20 protein-coding genes are annotated in these 23,530 nt (G+C 56.1%); 8 read left to right on the forward strand and 12 right to left on the reverse strand.

Annotated elements, in window-relative coordinates; all coding sequences use genetic code 11:
- Positions 1–83: 83 nt before the first annotated feature.
- Genes IBT54_RS08580 through IBT54_RS08590 form a run of 3 tightly spaced genes read right to left on the reverse strand, consistent with a single transcriptional unit; the run spans position 84 to position 3,160 of the window.
- Positions 84–899, reverse strand: coding sequence for a carbohydrate ABC transporter permease (locus IBT54_RS08580; protein WP_013359842.1), 816 nt, complete (start codon positions 897–899; stop codon positions 84–86).
- Positions 899–1,771 (reverse strand): carbohydrate ABC transporter permease, encoded by an 873-nt coding sequence (locus tag IBT54_RS08585; RefSeq protein ID WP_013359841.1) that lies wholly within the window; start codon positions 1,769–1,771, stop codon positions 899–901. Before IBT54_RS08585 ends, IBT54_RS08580 begins: the two co-directional genes overlap by 1 nt.
- Before the next feature lie 57 nt (positions 1,772–1,828).
- Positions 1,829–3,160 carry an extracellular solute-binding protein gene (locus tag IBT54_RS08590; protein WP_013359840.1) on the reverse strand — a complete coding sequence of 444 codons (1,332 nt, stop codon included), beginning with the start codon at positions 3,158–3,160 and terminating at the stop codon, positions 1,829–1,831.
- Between the two features lie 550 nt (positions 3,161–3,710).
- On the opposite strand from IBT54_RS08590, the gene IBT54_RS08595 reads away from it, so the two are divergent.
- Together IBT54_RS08595 and IBT54_RS08600 are read left to right on the forward strand one after the other, a co-directional pair.
- On the forward strand, positions 3,711–4,310 hold the full coding sequence (locus IBT54_RS08595) for a GNAT family N-acetyltransferase (RefSeq protein ID WP_013359839.1): 600 nt from the start codon (positions 3,711–3,713) through the stop codon (positions 4,308–4,310).
- Between the two features lie 12 nt (positions 4,311–4,322).
- The gene (locus IBT54_RS08600) at positions 4,323–5,414 is read left to right on the forward strand and encodes an ABC transporter ATP-binding protein (protein ID WP_201252005.1); all 1,092 of its coding nucleotides are present in this window, start codon (positions 4,323–4,325) and stop codon (positions 5,412–5,414) included.
- Between the two features lie 57 nt (positions 5,415–5,471).
- Here the strand turns inward: IBT54_RS08600 and IBT54_RS08605 are convergent, their stop codons facing one another.
- A complete protein-coding gene (locus IBT54_RS08605) occupies positions 5,472–6,590 on the reverse strand; it encodes an ROK family transcriptional regulator (RefSeq protein WP_013359837.1) in 1,119 nt (372 codons plus the stop codon).
- Between the two features lie 40 nt (positions 6,591–6,630).
- A complete protein-coding gene (locus tag IBT54_RS08610) occupies positions 6,631–7,515 on the reverse strand; it encodes a BadF/BadG/BcrA/BcrD ATPase family protein (RefSeq protein WP_201252006.1) in 885 nt (294 codons plus the stop codon).
- A 269-nt stretch (positions 7,516–7,784) separates the two neighbouring features.
- Here IBT54_RS08610 and IBT54_RS08615 point away from each other — a divergent pair, with 269 nt between their 5' ends.
- Positions 7,785–8,942, forward strand: a complete 1,158-nt coding sequence (locus IBT54_RS08615; protein ID WP_013359835.1) for a Gfo/Idh/MocA family protein — start codon at positions 7,785–7,787, stop codon at positions 8,940–8,942.
- Between the two features lie 439 nt (positions 8,943–9,381).
- Here the strand turns inward: IBT54_RS08615 and IBT54_RS08620 are convergent, their stop codons facing one another.
- The gene (locus IBT54_RS08620; RefSeq protein ID WP_201252007.1) at positions 9,382–10,623 is read right to left on the reverse strand and encodes an MFS transporter; all 1,242 of its coding nucleotides are present in this window, start codon (positions 10,621–10,623) and stop codon (positions 9,382–9,384) included.
- Between the two features lie 401 nt (positions 10,624–11,024).
- On the opposite strand from IBT54_RS08620, the gene IBT54_RS08625 reads away from it, so the two are divergent.
- Positions 11,025–11,624: a hypothetical protein gene (locus tag IBT54_RS08625; RefSeq protein ID WP_201252008.1), complete on the forward strand. Its 600-nt coding sequence runs from the start codon at positions 11,025–11,027 to the stop codon at positions 11,622–11,624.
- 276 nt (positions 11,625–11,900) lie between these two features.
- On the forward strand, positions 11,901–14,291 hold the full coding sequence (locus tag IBT54_RS08630) for a glucose/quinate/shikimate family membrane-bound PQQ-dependent dehydrogenase (RefSeq protein WP_201252009.1): 2,391 nt from the start codon (positions 11,901–11,903) through the stop codon (positions 14,289–14,291).
- Between the two features lie 55 nt (positions 14,292–14,346).
- On the opposite strand, the gene IBT54_RS08635 is transcribed toward IBT54_RS08630, so the two are convergent.
- From IBT54_RS08635 to IBT54_RS08650, 4 genes are all read right to left on the reverse strand, one after another.
- Positions 14,347–15,552, reverse strand: coding sequence for an MFS transporter (locus IBT54_RS08635; RefSeq protein WP_201252010.1), 1,206 nt, complete (start codon positions 15,550–15,552; stop codon positions 14,347–14,349).
- A 110-nt stretch (positions 15,553–15,662) separates the two neighbouring features.
- Entirely contained in the window at positions 15,663–16,559 is an 897-nt protein-coding gene (locus tag IBT54_RS08640; protein WP_201252011.1) for a LysR family transcriptional regulator, read from the reverse strand.
- Between the two features lie 168 nt (positions 16,560–16,727).
- A complete protein-coding gene (locus IBT54_RS08645; protein ID WP_013359828.1) occupies positions 16,728–17,096 on the reverse strand; it encodes a helix-turn-helix domain-containing protein in 369 nt (122 codons plus the stop codon).
- A 190-nt stretch (positions 17,097–17,286) separates the two neighbouring features.
- Positions 17,287–18,234 (reverse strand): hypothetical protein, encoded by a 948-nt coding sequence (locus IBT54_RS08650; RefSeq protein ID WP_201252012.1) that lies wholly within the window; start codon positions 18,232–18,234, stop codon positions 17,287–17,289.
- A gap of 550 nt (positions 18,235–18,784) precedes the next feature.
- Here IBT54_RS08650 and IBT54_RS08655 point away from each other — a divergent pair.
- The 3 genes from IBT54_RS08655 (at position 18,785) to IBT54_RS08665 (ending at position 21,942) form a co-directional block, all read left to right on the forward strand.
- Positions 18,785–19,444 (forward strand): response regulator, encoded by a 660-nt coding sequence (locus tag IBT54_RS08655; protein ID WP_003855687.1) that lies wholly within the window; start codon positions 18,785–18,787, stop codon positions 19,442–19,444.
- Positions 19,441–20,796, forward strand: a complete 1,356-nt coding sequence (locus tag IBT54_RS08660) for a HAMP domain-containing sensor histidine kinase (protein WP_201252013.1) — start codon at positions 19,441–19,443, stop codon at positions 20,794–20,796. Before IBT54_RS08655 ends, IBT54_RS08660 begins: the two co-directional genes overlap by 4 nt.
- Before the next feature lie 279 nt (positions 20,797–21,075).
- Complete coding sequence (locus IBT54_RS08665; RefSeq protein WP_033781580.1) at positions 21,076–21,942, forward strand: nucleoside-specific channel-forming protein Tsx; 867 nt, start codon at positions 21,076–21,078, stop codon at positions 21,940–21,942.
- Positions 21,943–22,064: 122 nt separating this feature from the next.
- Here the strand turns inward: IBT54_RS08665 and yjdN are convergent, their stop codons facing one another.
- Positions 22,065–22,502 (reverse strand): VOC family metalloprotein YjdN, encoded by a 438-nt coding sequence (gene yjdN, locus IBT54_RS08670; protein ID WP_201252014.1) that lies wholly within the window; start codon positions 22,500–22,502, stop codon positions 22,065–22,067.
- 73 nt (positions 22,503–22,575) lie between these two features.
- Complete coding sequence (locus tag IBT54_RS08675; RefSeq protein WP_201252015.1) at positions 22,576–23,472, reverse strand: LysR family transcriptional regulator; 897 nt, start codon at positions 23,470–23,472, stop codon at positions 22,576–22,578.
- Positions 23,473–23,530: the final 58 nt, after the last annotated feature.

Consider the following 23,530-nt stretch of genomic DNA (forward strand, 5'->3'; position numbering starts at 1 on the left):
GAGGAGGAGGAATTGCAGCACGACACGGCGCGGCAAACCTTTGTCTGGCCGCCAGTGCGCCGTTTCGTGCGGGACATCACAAATTACTTAACGGCCCCTTCGGTGACGCCGCTGATAAACTTGCGCTGGAAAATCAGGAACACCACGATCAGCGGCATAATCACAATCATCGCGCCCGCCATCAGCACCGGAATGTCGATGGTGTTTTTGTTCTGGAAAAACATCATGCCAATCGGCAGCGTGCGCAGCTCATCCTTGTTAACCAGAATCAGCGGGATCAGGAACTCATTCCAGGTCCAGATAAATAGCAGCAGCCCCAGCGTTGACAGAGTCGGCCAGATAGCGGGCACCAGAATGCCCCACAGAATTTTGACGCGTGACGCGCCATCCATCACCGCCGCTTCTACCAGCTCTTTCGGCACCTGCTGAAACGCGCTGGCGATCATCAGCGTGGTAAAGGGCAGCGACAGGGCGATTTGCGGCAGGATCAGCGCCAGGTAGGTGTTGGTCAGCCCCATCCAGCGCAGCTCGTGATAGAGCGGAATGATAAAGGCTTCGCTCGGCAGCACCATCCCCAGCGCCAGCATCGCCCCAATGACTTTTTTACCGGGGATTTTCAGCCAGGCGAAACCGAACCCGGCCAGAATGCCGAGCAGCACGCTGAACAGCACCACCGGGATCACCACCAGCACCGAGTTGAGGAAGTAGACGTTAAAGTGTCCCTGCTGCCAGGCGGTCACGTAGTTTTTGAAATTCAGCGAGGCGGGCAGCGTGAAAACACCCTGAAACAGCTCCATCTGGGTTTTAAACGAGGTCATCAGCGCCATCAGAAACGGCAGAATCGTCATCAGCGCCACGATCCAGATCAGCGCGCGTGAAATTACCGGCGTGCTTCGCATCAGTAACGCTCCTTCAGGGCCAGATGGATCAGATAGTTAATCCCTAAAACAATAATCATGCTGAACACCGCTACCGACGAGGCGTAGCCAAAGTAGTGCAGGTCAAAGCCCTGCTTATACATAAAGATGTTGGTGACCATGGTGGAGGTGCCCGGCCCGCCCTGGGTCATCACATAGACCAGGTCAAAGGCTTTCAGGCTGGCGATCACCGTCAGCAGCAGGGCAATCCGCAGCTCAGGCCGCAGGCCAGGCAGCGTGATGCGCATAAATTTCTGGCGACGCGATGAGCCATCCAGGTCGGCGGCTTCCAGCAGTGAAGGGTCCATGCGCTGCAGGCCCGCCATAAACAGTACCAGACAGAAGCCAAAGAAGTACCAGGTGGCGACCAGACCGACAGCGGGCAGCGCCCAGGTAAAATCACCCAGCCAGGAGAGCGCCAGCTGTGGCAGGCCGATCGCGCGTAATATCTGGTCGATCGGGCCAAACGCCGGGTTATAGAGCCAGCGCCACACCACGCCCAGTACCGCCATCGGCATGATGTAGGGCAGGAAAAAGAGAATGCGCAGTACGCTGCGTTCGCTGTTGTTGCGCGTGTCATAGAGAAAGCTGCAGAGCAGCAGGCCGACGCCAATCGGCAACAGGGTATAGAACAGCATCAGGATGGCGTTATTGCCCAGCGCAATCCAGAACACCGGATCGCTGAACATCCGCAGATAGTTGCTGATGCCGCTAAACACCGGCAGCGAGGTGCCGTCCCATTCGGTAAAACTGATGCCCAGCGAGGCCAGCAGCGGGAACAGCAGAAACACCGCATAGACCAGCACCGCAGGCAGAACATAGAGAAAATTACGCCAGCTGCTTAAATTCAACATAACCCTACTCGTGGTTCAGAACGATGCTCAGGCCCGGCTGTGCGCCGGGCCTCCGGCTTAATGCTTCAGAGTTTTCAGGTAACGCTGATAGTTGTTATCAAAATTCACCACCATCTGATCGGCAGTCTGACGACCCGCCAGCAGCAGCTGGACATTCTGATTCAGCTCGGCATTCATGGTCGGCGTGGCCCAGTCTACATAGTGACCTAAACCGTCATAGTCGTTGAGCGTCAGCCAGACCTGATACGCCTCTGCCAGCAGCGGATTATCCGCCGGCATTTTGGCCGCCTTGTTGGTGCTGGCCGGCAGGAAGCCCACTTTCAGCCAGCGGTTCGCCATGGCATCCGAGACCATATAGTTGATGAACTTCGCCGCCCCATCCTGCTGATCTTTGCCTTTAGCGGTGCTGGTAATCGAGAACGCCAGATCGGTTCCGCCTACCATCAGCGGCTGCTTCACGCCGTCACCGGCAGGCATCGCAGCAAAGTGAATATCCTTGTTGTCTTTAAACTGGCCGAGATACCAGGTGCCGCTGACCAGGAACGCCGCCTGGCCGTTCTGGAACAGTGTCGCCGCATCGTCGTGACCAATGCCCTGAAAACCAGGGAAGAAGTACCCTTTGTCGGTCCAGCTTTTCATCATGGTGGCGGCATTGACCAGCTTGCTGTCTTTGAAGGTGCCGCCCACATCGTAAATCAGGTTATCCAGCGTCTTGCGGTCGTGGCTCTCAATCTGCGCCTGCCACAGGGTGCTGAGCAGCTGCTGGCCCATGTTGCCATCGAGCAGGCCCAGCATCATCGGTGCGGTGCCCTGCTGTTTCAGCTTCGCCATGGCGCTCTCCAGCTCGGCCAGCGTTTTCGGCACCGCAATGCCCGCTTTATCCAGCAGCGCTTTGTTGTAATAGAGCCCGACCATTTCGCCCAAGCTGGCGACACCGTAGAGCTTGCCGCTGCCGAACTCGCCGCTATCTGACCAGCGGTTACGTTTCAGAATTGAGTCCGGGAAGCGGGTGGTCCAGCCATAGCTGGCGGCGTAACTGTCGAGCGGCAGCAGCAGCTTATCTTTAACCAGCGAGCCCATATCGCCGCCGCCCTGATTGACCTGGGCGATCTGCGGGCCATCACCGGCAGTCAGTGCCAGCTTCAGCGGAATGCGGGTATCTTCAAAGGAGTGAACCGAACGGTTAATCACGATGCCGGGATTCTGCTGTGAGAACTCTTTAATCCCTTCATCCACCGCAGCAGTCTGCTCCGGGTAATTGTAGATATCCCACTCATTCAGATTAACGGCGGCGTGAGCGGCATGAGAAACGCTGCCCGCCAGCAGGCCCGCTGCCAGCAGCCGACCCACATTGCGAATTCGGAACGAACGAACGGAGGAAACAGACATTATGCTCACCTTCTTCAGACCAGGATCGGCATCCTTTCATCTCACCGCCTGACATCCTGCAGGCTGCAGCCGCACACAAACGCACTCACTCATACTTACTTTAATGGAAAAATAAAGTCAAACAGCCTGCATTGGGAATTGCAACGCTGTGAGCACGCGCAAATAAACAACGATATGAGGCGAAATTCAGCACGCCACGCTGGCTTTTACGTCATTAACCGTGGCGGCACGTCGCCAGCCGCTTTTTCTTCAGCAGGAGATACCAGCCTGATAATCGCAAAATAACGTCCTGATAAAACATATGAAAATCCTATCACGCTCACACTTTTCTCTTTTGATCGGCCGTGAATCTGCCGCCAGCCGCCCTGTTCCGGGCGTGTTGGCGATCACAGTTGTGCATCCTGACGCCGTTAAACGTTGCCGAACCGCCCATGTTAGTGCGATAAGGTAATTATTCTATCTTGAAAACTAAGTCCACTTTCATTAACGTAACTTTCACCTGCGGATCTGTTCAATCCCTGACCGGTTCCCTCACTCACGAGAATTCATCATGGCGAATCAAGGTGTCATTCGTCCGGCCACGCCGGCGGACTACCCGGCGCTCTACCGCATCTGCCTGGAAACAGCCGATGCAGGCGGCGATGCCCGCGCGCTCTACTCCGATCCTGACTATCCCGGCCAGCGTTTTGCCGTCCCCTATGCGCGCTTCGCGCCAGACTTTGCTTTTGTGCTGGAGCGGGACAATGAGGTGCAGGGATATGTGGTGGCAACACCGGATACCCGCGCGTTCGAAGCACAGCTTGAGGCCGAATGGTGGCCACAGCTGCAGGAAAAATATCGCGACCGCAGCCCCAGCGCCCCGCTCGACAGCAAGGTGCTCGACGCGATCCGCCATCCCGACCAGGCCGCAGAAACGCTGGTGACACAGTGGCCCGCGCATCTGCATATCAACCTGCTGCCGGCAGCGCAGAAAGGCGGCTGGGGTCGCCGGATGATTGAGCATGAACTGGCGGCGCTGCGGGCGGCGGGCGTCAGTGGTGTCCATCTTGGCGTAAGCCTGCAGAATGAGCAGGTCTGCGCCTTCTATGCGCGCATGGGTTTTACCCCCATCCTGCGCAGCAATGCCATCTACATGGGCCAGTTACTCTGAGTGAGGTAGCCGATGACCAGCCTGCGCTTGCAGAATGTGAAGAAGTCGTATGAACACGTTAATGTCATTCATGGCATCGATCTGACGATCAACAGCGGCGAATTTGTGGTGTTTGTCGGGCCATCCGGCTGTGGCAAATCGACGCTACTGCGGATGATTGCCGGGCTGGAGGAGATCAGCAGCGGACAGTTGCTGATTGAGGAGCAGGACATGACGCAGCAGCCCGCTACCGAGCGCGGTATCGCGATGGTGTTTCAGTCCTATGCGCTCTACCCCAACATGACGGTGCGCGGCAATCTGGCCTATCCGCTGGAGGTGATGAAAAAGTCCAAAGCGGAGATCAACGAGGCAATCACTCAGACGGCAGCCCGTCTGCATCTCACCGAACTGCTCGATCGCCTGCCGCGCGCGCTCTCGGGCGGACAACGGCAGCGCGTGGCGATTGGCCGGGCGATTATCCGTCATCCGCGTATCTTCCTGTTCGATGAACCGCTCTCTAACCTTGATGCCGAGCTGCGCCTGCAGATGCGGATTGAGATCGCCCGGCTGCACGCCTCGCTCGGTAACACGATGATTTATGTGACCCACGATCAGCTGGAGGCGATGACGCTGGCTGACCGCATTGTGGTGCTGCGTCAGGGCCGCATTGAGCAGGTCGGCGCGCCGCTGACGCTCTATCACGATCCGGATAATCTGTTTGTCGCTGGCTTTATCGGCTCGCCAAAGATGAATTTTCTGCGGGCGGAGATCAGCGCCACCGGCGAAGGTGAAGTGCAATTGCGGGTGCCGGAACTAAAGATTGAGGGGCTGGTGCTGAAGATTACCGCCGACTGCCGCGAGGGGCAAACCGTGACGCTGGGCATTCGTCCTGAGCACTTCCAGCCTGCCGCGCAGACACCGGAGGCACAGCGCTTTCATGGCGAGCTGGCCTATGGCGAGATGCTGGGCCACACCAACTATCTCTACCTGGATATCGGGCGCGAGCAGATGCTGGTGGTGGAAGAGCGCGAGGCAACTACGCGCGATCTGGGTACGCAGGTTGAACTGGGCTTTTCTGCCGCACACTGCCTGCTGTTTGATGAGCAGGGAATGCGTCTGCGCTAAGGCAAACGCGGAAATAAAAAACGGGCGCTTAGCGCCCGTTTTTATTCGAGGGTTAACTCATGTGACCGGCTCTTCGTCGGCCTGCGCCGCCAGCAGATCCAGCAGCCGGTTGACGGCAAAACCCGCCGCGCCCAGCGCCCACATCCGGTTCGACTCCGTCAGGAACTGCAACGGCGTCATGTGTGGCGTCAGTTTGAGCCGGTAAGCCTGGAAGCTCTGGGTGATGTGATCGAGCAGAATGCGTGACGCCATGTGCGGCTCCATCGCCAGATAAACCACATCCGGATCGTAGGCCACGGACAGGTTTGCCAGCGAAATCCCCAGCTCGCGCCCGGCTTCCTGCAGTACCGCCAGAACCTCAGGCGTGGGTCGCTGATCCAGCGCCTGCAACGTGAGGCCTTCTACCGGTTCCTGCTCAGCCAACTGCTGCAGAATGGCGCGCGATGAGGCGACATCCTCCAGCAGACGCAGCGAGCCGTCGCCCACCAGCCCGTTGCCGATCTCGCCTGCCTTGCCGTGACGACCGCGGTAGAGCTGACGATTCAGGATGATGCCCGCCCCGATCCCTTTGCCGTAGGTCGCGATCACCGCCGACTGGGCGTTGCCGAGCTGACCAAACACCAGCGCAGCCATTGCCATGGCGTTGGCGTCGTTCTCGATAAACACCGGCAGCGAGAAGCGTTCTTCCAGCAGGCGTGCAATCGGGACGTTATCCCAGTCGAGCACTTTGGAGCGGATGCAGTAGCCATTTTCGGCATCGACCAGGCCCGACAGCGCCAGGCCTATCGCCCCAACCCGCTTCTCCTCCACGCCGCGCAGGAACTTCGCCAGCGCATCGCCAAGCTGACGTGGTGTCAGCGTACCTTTCGGCATCTGCTGTTCGCCCAGCAGATTGCCGCTGAGATCGGTCATGACAATCAGGTTACGTTCCGCATTGAGCTGAATGCCAATCACGCTGGCGCGATCGGGATTGAGGCCCAGCAGGGTTTTTGGTCGCCCCATCGACACGCGACGCAGCCCCAGCTCCTGTACAATCTCCTGCGCCAGCAGCCGATTAGTGGCCTGCGACACGGTCGACATGCTCAGTCCGCTGCGGACTTTCAGGTCTGACTGGCTGATCGGCGCATTTTCAACAATCAACCGCAGAATACGCGCGGTTACGTTGGGAGCGGTCATAAATTCCTCGGGTTATCTGGCTGAGAAGGCTCAGCCAGTTTCAGATCGGTAATCGGACAGAGGTCAGCTGCTGCGCCAGTATCAGCGCCCCGCTCAGGGCATCGCCCTGTGGCGTCACGAGCCGGGCCTGGATATCGTCGTCCAGCCAGCGCTGAATTGGCGTGGCCAGGCCACCCATCAGCGCCACCCGTCCGCTGCTCAGCGCAATCAGACGGCGCACCATCAGGCCGATATCGGCGGCGGTCTGATGCAGCAGATCCTGTGCGTGGCTGTCGCCCGCATCGGCGGATGCGAAAATCTGTGGCACCACGCGCGCCCAGTCGGCAGGCGTCGCTGAGCGCGTCCAGAGCAGCATCGTTTCCGGGCTGTCACCGAACTGTGCCATCAGCTGCCGGGAAAAGGCGGTCGGCGTAATAATGAACTCATGGGCCAGCAGCGCCAGACGCAGCGCACGGCGGCCCAGCTCCGCGCCCGATCCCTGATCGGACAGGGCAAAGCCCCAGCCGCCAAGCAGCGTAAAGCGTTCGCCATCCCAGGCCGCGCCCTGACTGCCGGTGCCGATGATAAAGACGGCGCCAGGAGCGCCAGCATGCGCGCCCGCACAGGCGATTTCCACATCACTGACCACCTGTAACGCCGCGCAGGCAGGCTGCCAGCTGGCGAGCCGCGCCTGCACCGAAGCGACATTGGCACCCGCTAATCCGGCCACCAGCGCGGTCTGCGCCAGCGCCTCCGACGCTAATCCCGCCAGTGACAATACCCGGTCAATCAGCTGTCCGACGCAGGTCAGCGCCGCGTCATAGTCTGACCAGACGTTGGCAGGCCCGCCGGTGGCTTCCGCCAGCACGCGGCCCTGCAGGTCGGTTAACCGCGCGCGACACTGTGTACCGCCGCCATCAATGCCAAGAAGATAGTGTGGTTGCACGCGCTTCCTTCCCGATTTTGGGTTATAGCCATAATGAGCGAACGATAGGATAAAAAAACTTAAATCGCAATAACAAATAAATATGGCAAAAATATATCGAAACTTTTTGTTTATTTTACATTGAGATAACAAAAGGTACGCCGCAAAACGCGCAGCGCGTTATTGACATTAGTTTTTCCATCGTAATAAGTTGGTGGTCAGATTATCAACAGGCGCGCCCGATCGCAGGCGGGCTATGCATTATCCGATTTCAGGAGCAGGGGTTTAACATGAAAGTAGGCATTATCGGTCTCGGCTTTCGTCTGTCCCACGTGATCAAAGAGTTCAGCAAAGCCGACGACGCCTTCTCGGTAGTGGGTTATTACGATCCGGCCCCCGCCGGACTGCCTAATCTGCACAGCTTTGGTATCGCGCCCGGCCAGGCCTTTGCGTCCATCGACGCGCTGCTGGAACACGGCGGCATGGATGTGGTGCTGGTTGGCTCCCCCAACTTCCTGCATCTGGAGCATGTAGGTCAGGCGCTGGCGGCGGGCTACACCGTATTTACCGAAAAGCCGGTAGTGATCAATGAAGAGCAGACCATGGAGATGGCGAAGCTGGTGCGCCAGTATGGCGAGGCACGCATTCTGGTTGGCCTGGTGCTGCGCTACTCCCCGCTCTATCACGATCTGCTGGCGGCACGCGATGCCGGGCAATTAGGTGAAATCACCTCGATTGAGGCGACAGAACATATCAAGCCTTATCACGGCGCCTTTTTCCAGCGCGACTGGCGACGTCTGGAGAAGTATGCCGGTCCTTACATTCTGGAAAAGTGCTGCCACGACATCGATCTCTATCAGGGCCTGTTGCAGGAGCGTCCGATCCGCGTCGCCAGCTTTGGTGGCCGCAAATCTTTTACCCCGGCGCATGCGCCGCAGGGGGCGATCACCGCTGAATCAGCGCTCTATCACGAGAAACCCAGCGGCTGGTCGAGCACCGATGCGGTCTTCGACAGCGACGCCGATATTGTAGACTACCAGACTGCCCTGATTGAGTACGAAGGCGGCGCGACACTTGCTTTCCATGCCAACCTCAACGTTCCGGATGAGTTCCGCCGTTTCTGCGTCATGGGCACGGACGGCATGGCGGAAGGCGACTTCGTGCGAAACTACTTCCGCGTTCACAACGCGCGCAGCGGTGAGAAAGAGGTCGACACCGCTTACAGCGGCAATGCTTATGATGGTCACTACGGTGCAGATGCCCTGATGGCAGAAGAGATCGTTAAACATATTAAACAGGGAACACCGCTGAAAGTTTCAGTTGTGGACGCGCTGGAAGCGGGCCTCACCGCCATAAAAATCGATGAGGCGCGCAAAACCCGCAGCGTAGTGGACATGCGTGAAAGCTGGCTAACATTTGACGCCAACCTGGGAAAAACCGGGGCCTGATGGTCCCAGCCTGCGGGTCAGACTCCCCCTCTGACTCCGGGTTTTGAATGGCAGTATGACTGGTAACTTCCTCTACTGGCCTTCGGGCCAGTGACATTATTGATGTTGAGCGCCACCTTAATAACTCTGCCCAACTCTCAACCAACGTCTTTTCCCTTCTCCCCAGCCTGAGGCAACTTACATTCTTAAAGCGATTGGGATATAGGCCTGCATCCGATCCAGACCTGCTCTCCACAACCAGCCCTAACAAACCACTCCTCAGCCCAAGGCAACTTACGCACTTAAAGCGATGGGAGCATACGCCTGCAGCAAAGCATCGCGGGCCAGGGATGGGCCGCGCTGAGCCTGCCAGGGATGGCGTCTTTTGCGTCTTTGCGAAAGGCGTATACTCCCTGAGCCTGCTCAGTGGCCCATGACCGCTGCATACCTCTAACCAGCTCTAAACCGGATCCACCTCATTCTCCAGCTTCTGACGCCGTCGAAGATGCGGAAATAGCTTCATCCACAACGCCACCACAATCAGCGTACCGATGCCGCCAATTGCTGCCGCGGGTGCAGCTCCCATCCAGGCTGCCAGCAATCCCGACTCAAACTCGCCCAGCTGATTTGACGTATTGATAAAAATTGCGTTAACCGCATTCACCCGTCCGCGCATGGCATCCGGCGTATCCAGCTGCACCAGCGCACCCCGGATCACCATACTCACCATATCAAAGCCGCCCAGCGCACAGAGCGCAATCAGCGACAGCCATAGCTGCGTGGACAGCGCGAATACCAGCGTGGCCACGCCAAATCCCGCCACCGAGCCAAACATAATCATCCCGACATGCTTGTCCAGCTTGTGACGGCTCAGCCAGATGCCTACCAGCAATGCACCGACCGACGCCGCGCCGCGCAGCATCCCCAATCCCCACGGCCCGGTATGCAGAATATCTTTGGCAAAAATCGGCAGCAGCGCTGTTGCGCCGCCCAGCAATACCGCAAACAGATCGAGCGAAATCACCCCTAAAACATCTTTGCGCTCGCGGATAAAGTGAATCCCGGCAAACAGATTCTTCATATTCATCGGCAGACGGGTCTGCACCGGACGCTCATAACGCAGCAGACTCACCAGCGTCAGCGAAATCAGATAAAACAGCCCGGAAACGCCATACACAACATGCGGCCCGGCAACATACAGCAAGCCGCCTATCGTCGGCCCGACAATCACCGCCGCCTGGCCCCCTACCGAGTTCATCGCCATCGCGCGTGCCAGAATCGAGGGCGGCACCAGCGACGGCAACATTGAGGACATCGCGGGCCACTCCAGCGCCTTCGCCACCGCAATCATAAACACCAGCCCCCACAGCGCGGTCTTATCGGCGGTATGGAATAAGGTAAGCACCACTAATGCCACCAGTGCAGCAAATTCCACCAGTTGCCCCAGCAGCACAATGCGCCGCCGGTCATATTGATCCGCAAGATGACCTGCAGGTAGCGCCAGCAATACCGACGGCAGAAACTGCATCAGGCCAATCATCCCTAACGCCATTGCGCTGTTGGTCAGCGCATAGATCTGCCAGCTGATCGCTACCGAGAACATCTGAAAACCAAATGATGAGCAGGTGCGCGCCAGCCAGAATGCGACAAATGTCCGATGTCGCCACAGCGACTCTTCCGCTGTTGATGCCATAAATCCCATGTCTTATCCCAAATCAGGTGAGGAAGCCCGCATCGTTGCACGGTGTTATTGGTGTGGTGATTGATGATGCTAAATTAACAGACCGGATGAGACCTGAATGACTGCGGCTCCAGCCCTGTCTCTCTGCCCAACAAAAGGCATACCCGTCTGGCACAGGCACGTCCGACCTCTCCTGACTATTACCAGCCTATTGGTCCCGACTATTGAATATATTCCAGCACATCATCAGACGCCAAAGGAATTATCATCTCTTTGCTAATGGGTTTATTTACTTTCTCAGGCAACAAAAGGATGATTTGGATTAAGCAGATGATCTATATTTATTCACGCGTTTAAAAAAATGCGACTTTTTATATGATTAATTATCAACAAATCCTTTTTTATTGCATTTCATAGAGATAATGAAAAACAGTTTATATAACCCCTATGTTACTGAACCTATCCATCACGTTAAGCGTAATGTCTCTGGCATTTGCTATAGCGTGCCTTATCTTCAGCAAAACCAGGAAAGCAGAAATACACTTAATACAAACAACATTATTTCATTATACAATCAAATTGCCACTGAAGCAGCATTAATGATTATTCCGATCGATGATATGCGATTACGGGGAATGATTGCTGTACCGGACGCTTATTCACATTTACAGAATGGGCGTATCCGGATTGGAATCAATTATTCCAGTTTAGTGGCACATTATGCGCCACTGCTTGAATTAACTAAGAAATTTGATTTCTGGCTTTATGATTTTGCGCCGCCGGGAGCAGACTGGCGACTGCTGGAATCCTTTCCTTTTTCAGGAATTGTTTTAAACGAAGCGTTCTTTAATGACAATTATGAAAAATTTACCTTTCCCTTTTTTATGGCGACATTTCGTGAAAAAGGAGCAGAGGTCATCGTGCGAAGTCATACGCCGACTTTAACGGCTGAGCAGTTTGCTGAGATAAATATCAGCGGCTGGCAACAGCAACGCTCGGACGGCGATCTTATTAGCTGCTGATTCACAAATCCTGCCTTCCGGCGTTAAGGGCACACGGCGGTGCGCTTAACGTCCTTTAATCCCTCATAAAATGTCGCATTACTGCATTTGTTAAGCGCTTTAAGCTAAAAAAATCAAACCTCGATCTGATTTTGCTATAACATTTAACACAAAGGGATCGTCTGTCTTAGCGGAAGAGATACTCAAGAACACCCTTAATCATTTGTACTTGATAACTGGAAGCAACCTATCTGGTTGTTTTCGTGTGTTTTATGGTAACGAAACGAGGTCGATATTATGGGGAAAAACTCCTCATCATTTGGCGTAATTCGTTTTCTGACAGTGCTGTTCGCAGCGCTGACGGGCGCGTTTATGCTGATTGGCGGTGGCTGGTTAGCCGCCATTGGTGGTTCCTGGTATTACGTTTTCGGCGGTGTGGTGATGCTTATCACCGCTTATCTGCTTTCCCGTCGTAAAAGCACCGCGCTGGTTCTCTATGCGCTGCTGCTAATCGCCACCCTGATCTGGGGTGTATGGGAAGTGGGTACGGACTTCTGGGCACTGGCACCGCGCACCGATGTGCTGGTGATCTTTGGTGTCTGGCTAATCCTGCCGTTTGTTTATCGCAGTGTTAACGCAGGCAGTAAAGCCGCGCTGGGTACGATGGCTGTGGCGCTGGTTGCCAGTGCTATCGTGCTGGCCTATGCGGTGTTTAACGACCCGCAGGTGATAAACGGTTCAGTGCCAGAAACCGCTGACAACGCCCCGCAGGCTGCGCCGCTGAGCAACACCCCGGATGCTGACTGGCCCGCTTATGCGCGCGATCAGCAGGGAACCCGTTTCTCGCCGCTGAAGCAGATCAATCACCAGAACGTGAAAGAGTTGCAGGTTGCCTGGCAGTTCCAGACGGGCGACATGAAAACCCCTAACGATCCGGGTGAAATCACCGACGAAGTTACCCCGATTAAAATCCGCGACACGCTTTACCTCTGTTCGCCACACCAGATCCTGTTTGCTCTGGATGCGGCCACCGGTAAGCAGAAGTGGAAATTTGATCCGGGCATGAAGGTTAACCCAACCTTCCAGCATGTGACCTGTCGTGGTGTTTCTTATCACGAAGTGCCGGCAGCCGCCGATGCGGCAAACACGCAGCCTGCGCTTTGCTCACGTCGTATCTATCTGCCTGTCAACGATGGTCGCCTGTTTGCCCTGGACGCAGAGACCGGCGAACGCTGCCCGTCATTTGGCGTCAACGGCGAGCTGGATCTGCAGCACAAACAGCCTGTCACGACTGCGGGTATGTATGAGCCGACCTCGCCACCGATCATTACTAACACCACCATCGTCATGGCGGGTGCGGTTACCGATAACTTCTCAACCCGCGAGCCGTCAGGCGTGATTCGTGGTTTTGATGTGAATACCGGCAAACTGCTGTGGGTGTTTGATCCAGGCGCGAAAGACCCGAATGCCATTCCGGCTGATGAACACACCTTTACCATGAATTCACCGAACTCATGGGCACCGGCAGTGTACGATCCGAAACTGGATACCGTTTATTTGCCAATGGGTGTGACCACACCGGATATCTGGGGCGGTAACCGCACACCAGAGCAGGAGCGTTATGCGAGCAGCGTGCTGGCTCTGAACGCCACCACCGGTAAGCTGGTCTGGTCTTATCAGACCGTGCATCACGACCTGTGGGATATGGATCTGCCGTCGCAGCCAACGCTGGCTGACATCACCGATAAAGATGGCAACACCGTACCGGTGGTTTATGCGCCAGCGAAAACCGGCAACATCTTTGTCCTGGATCGCCGCACCGGCAAGCCAGTGGTACCTGCGCCAGAAACGCCAGTACCACAGGGTGCTGCCAAAGGCGATCACGTTGCCGCTACTCAGCCCTACTCTGAGCTGACCTTCCGTCCGAAGCAGAACCTGACGGACAAGGATATGTGGGGCGCAACGATGTTTGACCAGCTGGTGTGCCGCGTGATCTTCAAGCGCCTGCGCTATGAAGGTCCGTTCACCCCGCCTTCTGAGCAGGGTACGCTGGTGTTCCCGGGTAACCTCGGTATGTTCGAATGGGGCGGTATTGCCGTCGATCCACATCGTCAGATTGCGATTGCTAACCCAATGGCGCTGCCGTTTGTCTCGAAGCTGGTTCCACGTGGCCCGGGCAACCCGATTGAGCCGCCGAAAGGCGCTGAGGGTGGTTCAGGTACGGAAACCGGTATTCAGCCACAGTATGGCGTGCCGTATGGCGTCGAGCTGAATCCGTTCCTGTCACCGTTTGGTCTGCCATGTAAACAGCCTGCCTGGGGTTACATCTCCGCGGTGGATCTGAAGACCAACGACGTGGTGTGGAAACAGCGTATCGGTACCGTTCGCGATAGCGCACCGGTTCCGTTGCCGTTCAAAATGGGTATGCCGATGCTGGGTGGTCCTATCACCACCGCGGGTAAGGTGTTCTTCATTGGCGCGACCGCCGATAACTACCTGCGTGCGTTCAGCACCGATACCGGTGAGCTGTTATGGCAGGCCCGTCTGCCAGCAGGCGGCCAGGCGACCCCAATGACCTATGAAGTGAATGGCAAGCAGTACGTTGTCATCGCAGCAGGTGGGCACGGTTCGTTTGGTACTAAGCTGGGCGATTATGTGATTGCCTACGCCCTGCCAGACCAGAAGTAATTCACGACGCTGTGAATAAACTAAGGCGGACTCCGGTCCGCCTTTTTTGATCGCGTTATTTACGCATCCCGCGCCAGTTGAGCCAGGCGCAAAACAGCATCACCACGCAGGTCGCCAGAAACACTGGCCGCATCCCGAATGTCCCACCCACCAGCCCACCAAACAGCGGGCCGCTGACCTGACCGATATACTGCGCCGAGGTTGAATATCCCAGCATCCGTCCGACCTGGGAACCGGGCACGTTATGGCGGATAATCGCTGTAATGCACGGCATCAATCCGCCCAGCGCCATCCCCATCAGAAAACGCAGCACCACCAGTTGCCAGGCCGCGGTAATAAACGCCTGCGGAATCAGCAGCAGCCCACTGACCAGTAGGCCGCCGGTCAGAACCCGCCAGTGCCCTACCCGATCGGCCAGACGACCCAGCCGGGGTGCCGCCAGCACCGTACCCAGCGCCGCCGCAGACATCACCAGTCCGGCGATCATCGTGATTTGATGGTCGCCCTGCACGAACTCGCCCACGTAGAGCGTGATGATCGGCTCAATCGACATGCTGGCGAAGATCAGCAACATGCCGGAGAGCCACATCAGCCTCACCAGGGTGTGATTCACCGGCTCGTCTGCGGACTGCGCTTGCTGGCTGGCACGCGACCTCGCAGCAGCACGCGGCTGCTCTTTGAGTAAAAAGGTGGTGGCGAGGAAGGCAAGAAAGATTACCGCGCCGGTCAGCCAGAACGTCTGACGGATGCCGATCAGCGGCGGTAACACTCCACCCAGCAGCGGCCCGACCACATTGCCCGCCATAATGCCGGAAGACAATACGCCCAGCGCCCAGCCGGTCTGCGCTTTTGGCGTCTGCGCTGCCACCAGAATGGTCGATCCCGATGCGTAGCCACCCAGCAGTCCGGCCAGCAGCCGCAGCGCCACCAGCTGCCAGGGCGCGGTCGCCATGCCGATCAGCGACATCGCAATCGCCATCCCCAGGCTGGCCCGAATCAGCATCAGCTTACGACCATAGCGATCAGCCAGCCTGCCCCACAGCGGCGCAGTCAGCGCGGCGCTGAAAAAGGTCGCGCCATAGGCTATCCCGGACCAGCGGGCGATGGCTGCCGGCTGCTCAACGCCCAGTTGCTGCACATAGAGTGGCAGAAACGGCAGCAGCAGCGTCATCGCCACGATGGTGGTAAAAGAGCCGACGACGCAGACTGCTAAGTTACGTCGCCAGTGCTGAAACTCTGCCGTTTCGGGTGACTGTTGCATGATGATATCCGTTGAATGATCAGGGATACAGGCTAACCGGAGTCGCAGAGTAACAACAGTCGTGGCGTAATAGTTACTCTGTGGCGCTGATTGTTGTCAGCAGGCAACAATCAGCCCGGATTCAGCGCCGTAATCAGGGCATCGCACAGCAGTGTCACCGGCGACGCCGGTTCAGGCGTATTGTGCAGCAGCAGATAGCTTTGCAGGCGATCCATCTGCCACTCCGGCAGCAGTTGCCGGATATCGCCGCGCGCCACCGCCTCCTGCGCCATATAGGACGGAAGATAAGCGATACCGCTGCCTGCCAGTGCGGCATTGAGCAGCGCCATACTGTTATTGGCGCGAAAGCGGCTACGCACGTCCAGTGCCAGCCGCTGTTTATCACGGCGGAATGGCAGCGCAGCGGTGTGCGCCGGACCGTGAAATAGCAGCAGGTCATGGCGCGGCAGCATTTCAGGATGGGTGATTACGGGTCGCTGCGCCAGATAAGCCGGCGCGGCATAAAGCCCCCACTCGATATCGCTCAGTACCCGGAAATTGCCCTGCTGCGGCGAGCAGGATCGGATCACAATCGCCAAATCAACCTGATCGTCCAGCCGATCGTGATTGCGATCGGTCAGATCGAGATCGACGTTAATATGCAGATGGCGGCGCAGGAAATGATTGAGAACGGGAACCACGCACTGGCAGCCGAACGTGACGGGCGCCTGCAGCCTGACATGCCCAGTGGGCTGCTGATGCACCTGCTGCACAAACGCCTCGGCGCGCTGCACTTCAGCCAGCATCCGCACACAGTAGGGATAATAAGCCTGGCCCAGCTCAGTCAGTGCCAGCCGCCGGGTGGTACGCTGTAGCAGCCGGATACCGAGCCGCAGCTCCAGACGGGCAATTTCCCGGCTGACGTGAGATTTGGACAGGCCAAGTGCCCGTGCTGCCTCACTGAAACTCTGCAATTCCACGACCCGTGCAAATACCAACATGGCGGTTAAATTCTCGCCGTTTTCCATGTTCCCGACTCCGACAGTAAAAGGGGCAGGCAACAAACTAACACGTCAGGGCGGGGTCACTGTGGCGGGCGGGCAAAAAAAGACGAGGCAAAGTTCAGGAGGAGAGCGGCGCTGAGCGCGGGCCGACCTTCCCGTCTGTATGCGGTGACGGGAAGGTCTTAACAGGCATCAGCTGGCCATCGCCAGAGGAAACAGCAGCCGATCCGGCTCAACGCGACGCTGACGGCGCAACTGGCCCGGCGTCATCATAAAGTAGTTTTTAAAGGTGCGGGTATAGGCCTGCTGGGTATCGAAGCCGTAGTTCATCGCCACCTGCAGTATCGCTTCGTTGCTGCTTAGCAGACTGAGTGCAGACTCGGTTAAGCGGCGCTGGCGGATATATTCTGCCAGTGAAAAGCCGGTGTGCTGGCGAAACAGGCGTTGCAGATGCCAGCGCGAATAGCCCGAGCGGCGTGCCACCTCATCCAGATGCAGATCGTGTCCTAAGTTGTTCTCAATCCAGTCCAGCAAACTCCGAATAAACTCGCGCTGATTCATGGTTCCTCCTGTTGATGCTGATGTGCAGTGGAGCCACTCTACCCGCTAAAATTTATCCCTTAATTAGCAGAAAATTAGCGCAGAATTAGCAACGGCGGGAATGGGCGCGGAAGGGTGCGGCCAGCGGGGCTTTGGGGGGAAATCTGTGGTGAGATTGCTGTTGAAAAAAGAGGTGAGATGTTTAAAAAACTTAGTCAGCCCGCATCATTTTTATGCGGGTTATGTGCGTGATTGTTGAGTCTTGCCTGACTTCAACCATTCTGAGGTACCGCTGATATTCCTGAGTCAGGAAATCCACTTTTCGGGATAACTCTTCCTGATAAAATTCGGGTGGCACCTCGTGGTCTGGATCCTGTTCCAGCTCAGCGACCAGTTGTTCAACAATACGGAATAAGGGGATCCTGTGTTCTGCCTGAAAACGTCTGAATGACCTATCCCAGATAAACGAAATAAAATAATCAACGTAACGCCTTCCCTGCCGGAAAGGTAATGTTTGTAACTTCTCAAGTAAAAAGTTAAAAACTGGCAGAGCCAGTACCCGAATTCGCTCAGCTTCAGTCAGCCTGTCTTTGCCCATAGGCACAGTGGCGTTCGACAGACGGGAGCGGATACAGGCAACAGGGTTCAGCACCCGCACGAATTCATGACTCATGGCTGCGCCATGTCGATCAGGCATAACCAGAAAGGGTTCCGTATTAAGTGCAAGTTTATCACCGACAAAATCCCCAACTTCAAAGCCTGTGGGGCGATCGATAATATCGACAATATTTGCCTCATTAAGCGGCTCATTGAGGAACTGACCCTGAGCATCTTCCTTGACTCTGCCTGTATCTTTATCAATAAGACTGAGAACCGCAATCGAGGGCGGATTAAAAATTTCCTGAACCTGAGCTGACACATTAAAAATTTTTGCTATGACATCAACGCCTTCTTTTCGCGTGACATAGTCGACATCAATTGAGGTAATGGATGTTATGTCAGGTTGATCAGGATAAAAGTGCAGGTAAGTCAGATACCAGTACATAACAGCCTGACCACCAACAGTGATAACCGGGGATGGCAGTTGTACGGCGTTATCGATCAGATAACGATTGAGTTTGAGGATTTGTTCTTCTGGAGGAATAGCGTGCGATGTCATAAAAAAAGCCCACCTGGATGATGAGCTTATTTTATCACTTAGCCGATTTCAGCAGGGCATGATGTCAGAAAAATGCGAGGCTGCGTCCATCTTTTGCAGGCACAATACCGTCAGGACGTTTTTCAAGAACGCGGCCCGGAGCCTGACCCTTTCGGACGGCTTCAACACGCTCCTGATACTCGCGCTGATGTCTGATTTTTGCTTCCTGAGCTGACATACTTTTCACCGCTGAAATGTCTGGCATGAATCTATTGTTCAAATATACGTCACCCCATTTACGCTTGCAATCACGGGTATCTCAGTGGGTATGGAGAGGGACGCTAAGCCACCGGTTAATTCTGTAAAATATCGGTGATGGCGGTCCGCCAAAATAATTCGTGCTGTGGCAAGGCGGCAAAGGCGCGAATCCCCAGGAGCTGACATTGGTCAGTGACTGGGGTGAGCAAAAGCAGCCAACGCCGCCACAGTGCGAAGTATGACGGCGGAAGGATAATTCTGGCCTAACAATTGATGGATAAACTCTCTCTTATCTTTACGAAGGAGATCAGCCATGCGCGTGTTACTGGTTGAAGATGATGAAATGATCGGCGCGAACCTGCAACAGGCACTGCAGGGCGCGGGCTGGTCAGTAGATTGGGTGCGCGATGGCGTCTATGCCCAGAATGCCTGGAGCGAAGGCGGCTACAGCTGTGTACTGCTTGATCTCGGCTTACCGCGCGATGACGGTCTGCAGGTTCTGCGCCGGGCGCGCGGGCGCGGCGACGCCACGCCGGTCCTGATTCTTACCGCACGCGACACGGTGGCGCAGCGTATTCAGGGACTCGACAGCGGCGCGGACGACTACCTGCTTAAACCGTTCGATCTACAGGAAGTGATGGCCCGGATGCGCGCCATTACCCGGCGCAGCCACGGCGCGGCAGACTCGGTGCTTGGCAGCGGCGATGTGCAGCTGGACATGATGACCCGCGAGGTGCTCTACAAAGGCCAGCGCGAGCAGCTGACGGCGCGGGAATATGCCCTGCTCTACGCGCTGCTGGAGCGGCCGGGCGCTATTCTGTCGCGCGAGCAACTGGAAAACCGCATCTACGGCTGGGGCGATGAAGTCAGCAGCAACGCGGTGGATGTCCTGATCCACGGCATGCGTCGCAAACTCGATAACGACGTGATCCGTAATGTACGCGGACTGGGCTGGCGGGTTCCGGCGATATGAAACCTTTCCGCTTTATGCGCTCACTGCGCAATAAACTTCTCTCTACCCTGCTGATTATTCATCTGCTGATGATCGGCGGCGTCACCTGGTATTTCTTCAGCTGTTACGGCGATATGGTCGGTACCATGAAGGACGATCAGCTGGCAAAAATCGCTGATGCCTGGTCCACCAATAAACAGATGCCCGCCCTGATGCCGATGCTTATTGCACCTGACAAAGCAAAGAGCGCCTTTGTAGTTCAGCTCTGGGACGATCAGGGCCAGCTGCGGGCCAGTTCATGGCCGGAGTTGCAGGCCCCGCTGCAAAACCAGCGCGGTTATCACGATGTGCATGTGGGTCAGTGCGACGACTGTGAATGGCGTATTTTTTCCCGGCCCGGCATGCCTGGCAGCGAGATCAAAACGATTCAGGTGATGCACAACCTCAGCTACATGAAGGCCTCAATGGTCAAGCGGGCGCTGTCGGCGATCATTCCGATGATCCTGATGATGCCGCTGTCGCTGCTGGTGATCTGGCTGGTGGTGCGCAAGATCACCCGCGATCTGCAGGTCGCTTCGCGTCAGATTGCGGCGCAGGAAACCCATCATCCACACAATGTCTCACCGGAAGGCTTACCGGATGAGATCCTGCCGCTGGTAGCCGCTTACAACTCGCTGCTGAGTAAGCTGCGTGACGCCTGGTCGTCGCAGCGTCAGTTCCTGGAAGATGCCGCGCATGAGCTGCGTACGCCGGTAACAGCGGTGACGTTACAGCTGGAAAACCTGCGTCAGCATATTCAGCCGGGTGAAGCGAGCCGTCAGTTCAGCCAGTTGGAAGCGGGCGTCACGCGTACCCGTCACCTGGTCACGCAGTTACTCAATGTCTCACGTCAGGATGACCAGAGCGTGGTGGCCAGCGTGGAGCATATCGAACTTGAAGATCTGCTAAAAGAGAGCATTGAGCAGTTGATGGTGGTGGCGGATAAGCGCGGCATCGATATCGGCTTTAATGGCTCCACGCAGTATCGCCTGCAGGCCAGCCGTTCCGAATTGCGCAGCCTGTTCGACAATCTGATAGGTAACGCCATGTTGCACACGCCGGAAGGTAGCCTGGTCGATGTGCTGCTGCATCGGGTCGCGGGCAAAACGGTGGTCGATATTGTCGATAACGGGCCAGGTATGCCGGAATCCTTTATCGAACGTGCGTTCGACCGTTTTACCCGTTCGCCTGACGTGAAAGCGCAGGGCAGCGGGCTGGGACTCTCCATTGTGCGCAACGTCGCACAGAAACATCAGATCCACGTCGCCCTTTCCAATTGCCTGACGCCACAGGGGACGATTTGTGGTTTGCAGGTTCGCGTCACTCTTCCCTGATCCCGCCTGTTTGATCACGAACCAGACAACGTAAACGGTTGCCTGGTTCCGTTCGATCCACGCCGTTATTGTGAAGTGCATCACATTTTAGCTGAATTGTAATGCAACACTTTTTGACAAACGTGAGCAAAATCTATTTTCTATCGATCTGTTACAGGCACGCTACGCGGGCTGAAGAACGGGTTGTTATTCGCTGTGAAACCCTCATTCCCATCAAGGGACCGATTTCTCTCTGACTGCGTCTGGTGTGCAGCGGTCAAAAGCATGTGGCTGATAATAATGAAATATAAAACGTTGATAGCAGGTGCCGTGCTGGCATGTTCATTGAGTGGTGCTGCGCAGGCCGCTGAAAGCGATCCGCAGTATCTCTCGGATTGGTGGCATCAGAGCGTTAACGTGGTAGGCAGCTACCACACGCGTTTCGGACCGCAGTTTAACAACGACGTTTATCTGGAATATGAAGCGTTTGCGAAGAAAGACTGGTTCGATTTCTACGGCTATCTCGACGTACCTAACTTCTTCGGCGTCGGCAACAGCAATGCCAACGGCGTATTCGACCACGGTTCACCGATGTTCATGGAGATTGAACCGCGCTTCTCTATCGATAAACTGACCGGCACCAGCCTGGCCTTTGGTCCGTTCAAAGAGTGGTATTTCGCTAACAACTACATCTACGATATGGGCCGCAATAGCGATAACCGCCAGAACACCTGGTATATGGGTCTGGGCACCGATATCGATACGCACAGCGATGTCGGCCTGTCGCTGAACGTCTACGCCAAATATCAGTGGGAAAACTACGGCGCGGCGAACGAAAACAGCTGGGATGGCTATCGCTTCAAGGTGAAATACTTCGTGCCTATCACCACGCTGTGGGGCGGTAATCTGGGCTATGTGGGCTTCACCAACTTCGACTGGGGTTCCGATCTCAACGAGAAAGGCGGTTCATCACGCACCAGCAACTCCATCGCCTCCAGCCACATTCTGTCACTGGGTTACGATCACTGGCACTTCTCTGCGGTGGCGCGTTACTTCCACAACGGCGGACAGTGGGCTGATGGTCAGGAGCTGAACTTCGGCAAAGGCCCGTTTGAAGTGAAATCGACGGGCTGGGGTTACTACCTGGTGGCGGGTTACAACTTCTGATAAAGATAACGGGCGGCTGAAAAAACCGCCCGTCACGCAGGAGATCTGGCCTGGAGCGTTGTCTCTCCAGGCCAGCTTTTGAGAGGCAGTTTTAGCAACTCAGTCCTGCATCTTACCTTCGGTTATTCCTGTGGCTTCTCAACGTTGATGCGCCATGGAATGTTGAACTTATCGATAAACATCGCGAATCCGTTCGACCAGAACGTCTCCTGCCACTCCGTTGTGACCTTGCCGCCTGCCGATAGTTTCTCAAACCAGGCTTTACCCTTTTCGACATCAGTAGTTGAAAGGCTGACCGCATAACCGGCATGTTCAGACGCGGGCGGCTTCTCGGTATTACCATCGCTCAACATCAGCTCACCGTCACCGATACGCAGTTGCGCATGCATGATCTTTTCTGCCGGCTGCGGCGCAGCAGACTGATCGCCTACCTGCTCACCCTGATCCGGCATATCACCAAATTTCATTTTAGAGAGCAGCTCTCCCCCGGTCGCCTGCAGGTAAAAGTCGATAGCCTCTTCACAACGGCCATAGAGAAACAGATAAGGACTGACTTGCATCGTAACCTCTATTTGTCGGGTGGATTTTTTACAGTACCCCTATAGTGTAGACGATCGACTTTACTCCCTGAATTTACTGGCAATAACGCCGGAAGAGTTGCGCCATATAACTGCTCATCGGCGTCAGCGCGGTGTCTTTGCACTGGATCAGATAGAAGATGGCTTTCGGCAGGGGCTCGTCGAGCGTCAGCGCCACCAGCGACCGCCCCAGAATGGGATCGTCAATCACGTCGACCGACAGAATACTGATGAAATCGCTTTGCGCGACCAGGCTGGTGCAGGCCATAAAGGTTTCACAGGTCACCACGATTTTGGGTGCCATACCGCGCTCGCCAAACAAATCGTGCAGCAGGCGGTAGTAACTCCCTTTTGGCGTTGGCATCGTCCAGTCCGCCTGCTGTAACGCCGCCAGAGAACGGGCCTTTTCCAGCGGGTGGCCTTTACGCACCACCACTCTATACTCGCGCTCCATCACCCGCTCATACATCAGCTCCTGATCGAGATGACTCTGATCGTAGGTGTTGATGGTGAAATCGAGCGCCCCCTGACGCAGCTCATGCACCATCGACACCAGCTGGCCCTCGACGATGCGTACCTTAATCAGCGGGTATTCGCGATGAAACTGGTTTATCACCTGCGGCATGATGGTGCGCGCGACGCTGCCCCCCACGCCGATGTTCACCTGACCGCCACCCAGCCCCAGGCGCTGCTGGATATCCTCTTCTGCGACCCGCAGTTCCGCCAGCACCAGGCTGGCATGGCGAAAAAAGTTATCACCGATATCGGTCAGTACCACGCCCTGCTGACGGCGGATAAACAGCTTTGCGCCCAGCTCTCGCTCCAGTTCCTGAATCGCTTTGGTTAACGCCGGTTGCGACAGCCCGGACAGCCGGCTTGCCGCCCGGATACTGCCCTGTCGTGCTACGTCAGTGAAGGCGCGCAGCTGATGAAGTTTGAGATTGGCAGACATAGTTTTGCGATAACCGTTGTTTATCAGTCACAAGATATTCGCATCTTATGCCACCCAG

The organism is Pantoea sp. S62, assembly GCF_016658625.1.
Taxonomy (GTDB): Bacteria; Pseudomonadota; Gammaproteobacteria; order Enterobacterales; family Enterobacteriaceae; genus Pantoea; species Pantoea vagans.

Coding starts and splice junctions, on each gene's coding strand:
- IBT54_RS08600 (WP_201252005.1), top strand. CDS start 4,323: ATGACCAGCCTGCGCTTGCAGAATGTGAAGAAGTCGTATGAACACGTT.
- IBT54_RS08620 (WP_201252007.1), bottom strand. CDS start 10,623: ATGGGATTTATGGCATCAACAGCGGAAGAGTCGCTGTGGCGACATCGG.
- IBT54_RS08650 (WP_201252012.1), bottom strand. CDS start 18,234: ATGACATCGCACGCTATTCCTCCAGAAGAACAAATCCTCAAACTCAAT.
- IBT54_RS08630 (WP_201252009.1), top strand. CDS start 11,901: ATGGGGAAAAACTCCTCATCATTTGGCGTAATTCGTTTTCTGACAGTG.
- IBT54_RS08595 (WP_013359839.1), top strand. CDS start 3,711: ATGGCGAATCAAGGTGTCATTCGTCCGGCCACGCCGGCGGACTACCCG.
- IBT54_RS08580 (WP_013359842.1), bottom strand. CDS start 899: ATGCGAAGCACGCCGGTAATTTCACGCGCGCTGATCTGGATCGTGGCG.
- IBT54_RS08605 (WP_013359837.1), bottom strand. CDS start 6,590: ATGACCGCTCCCAACGTAACCGCGCGTATTCTGCGGTTGATTGTTGAA.
- IBT54_RS08635 (WP_201252010.1), bottom strand. CDS start 15,552: ATGCAACAGTCACCCGAAACGGCAGAGTTTCAGCACTGGCGACGTAAC.
- yjdN (WP_201252014.1), bottom strand. CDS start 22,502: ATGCAAGTCAGTCCTTATCTGTTTCTCTATGGCCGTTGTGAAGAGGCT.
- IBT54_RS08665 (WP_033781580.1), top strand. CDS start 21,076: ATGAAATATAAAACGTTGATAGCAGGTGCCGTGCTGGCATGTTCATTG.
- IBT54_RS08655 (WP_003855687.1), top strand. CDS start 18,785: ATGCGCGTGTTACTGGTTGAAGATGATGAAATGATCGGCGCGAACCTG.
- IBT54_RS08645 (WP_013359828.1), bottom strand. CDS start 17,096: ATGAATCAGCGCGAGTTTATTCGGAGTTTGCTGGACTGGATTGAGAAC.
- IBT54_RS08590 (WP_013359840.1), bottom strand. CDS start 3,160: ATGTCTGTTTCCTCCGTTCGTTCGTTCCGAATTCGCAATGTGGGTCGG.
- IBT54_RS08625 (WP_201252008.1), top strand. CDS start 11,025: ATGAAAAACAGTTTATATAACCCCTATGTTACTGAACCTATCCATCAC.
- IBT54_RS08660 (WP_201252013.1), top strand. CDS start 19,441: ATGAAACCTTTCCGCTTTATGCGCTCACTGCGCAATAAACTTCTCTCT.
- IBT54_RS08675 (WP_201252015.1), bottom strand. CDS start 23,472: ATGTCTGCCAATCTCAAACTTCATCAGCTGCGCGCCTTCACTGACGTA.
- IBT54_RS08640 (WP_201252011.1), bottom strand. CDS start 16,559: ATGGAAAACGGCGAGAATTTAACCGCCATGTTGGTATTTGCACGGGTC.
- IBT54_RS08585 (WP_013359841.1), bottom strand. CDS start 1,771: ATGTTGAATTTAAGCAGCTGGCGTAATTTTCTCTATGTTCTGCCTGCG.
- IBT54_RS08615 (WP_013359835.1), top strand. CDS start 7,785: ATGAAAGTAGGCATTATCGGTCTCGGCTTTCGTCTGTCCCACGTGATC.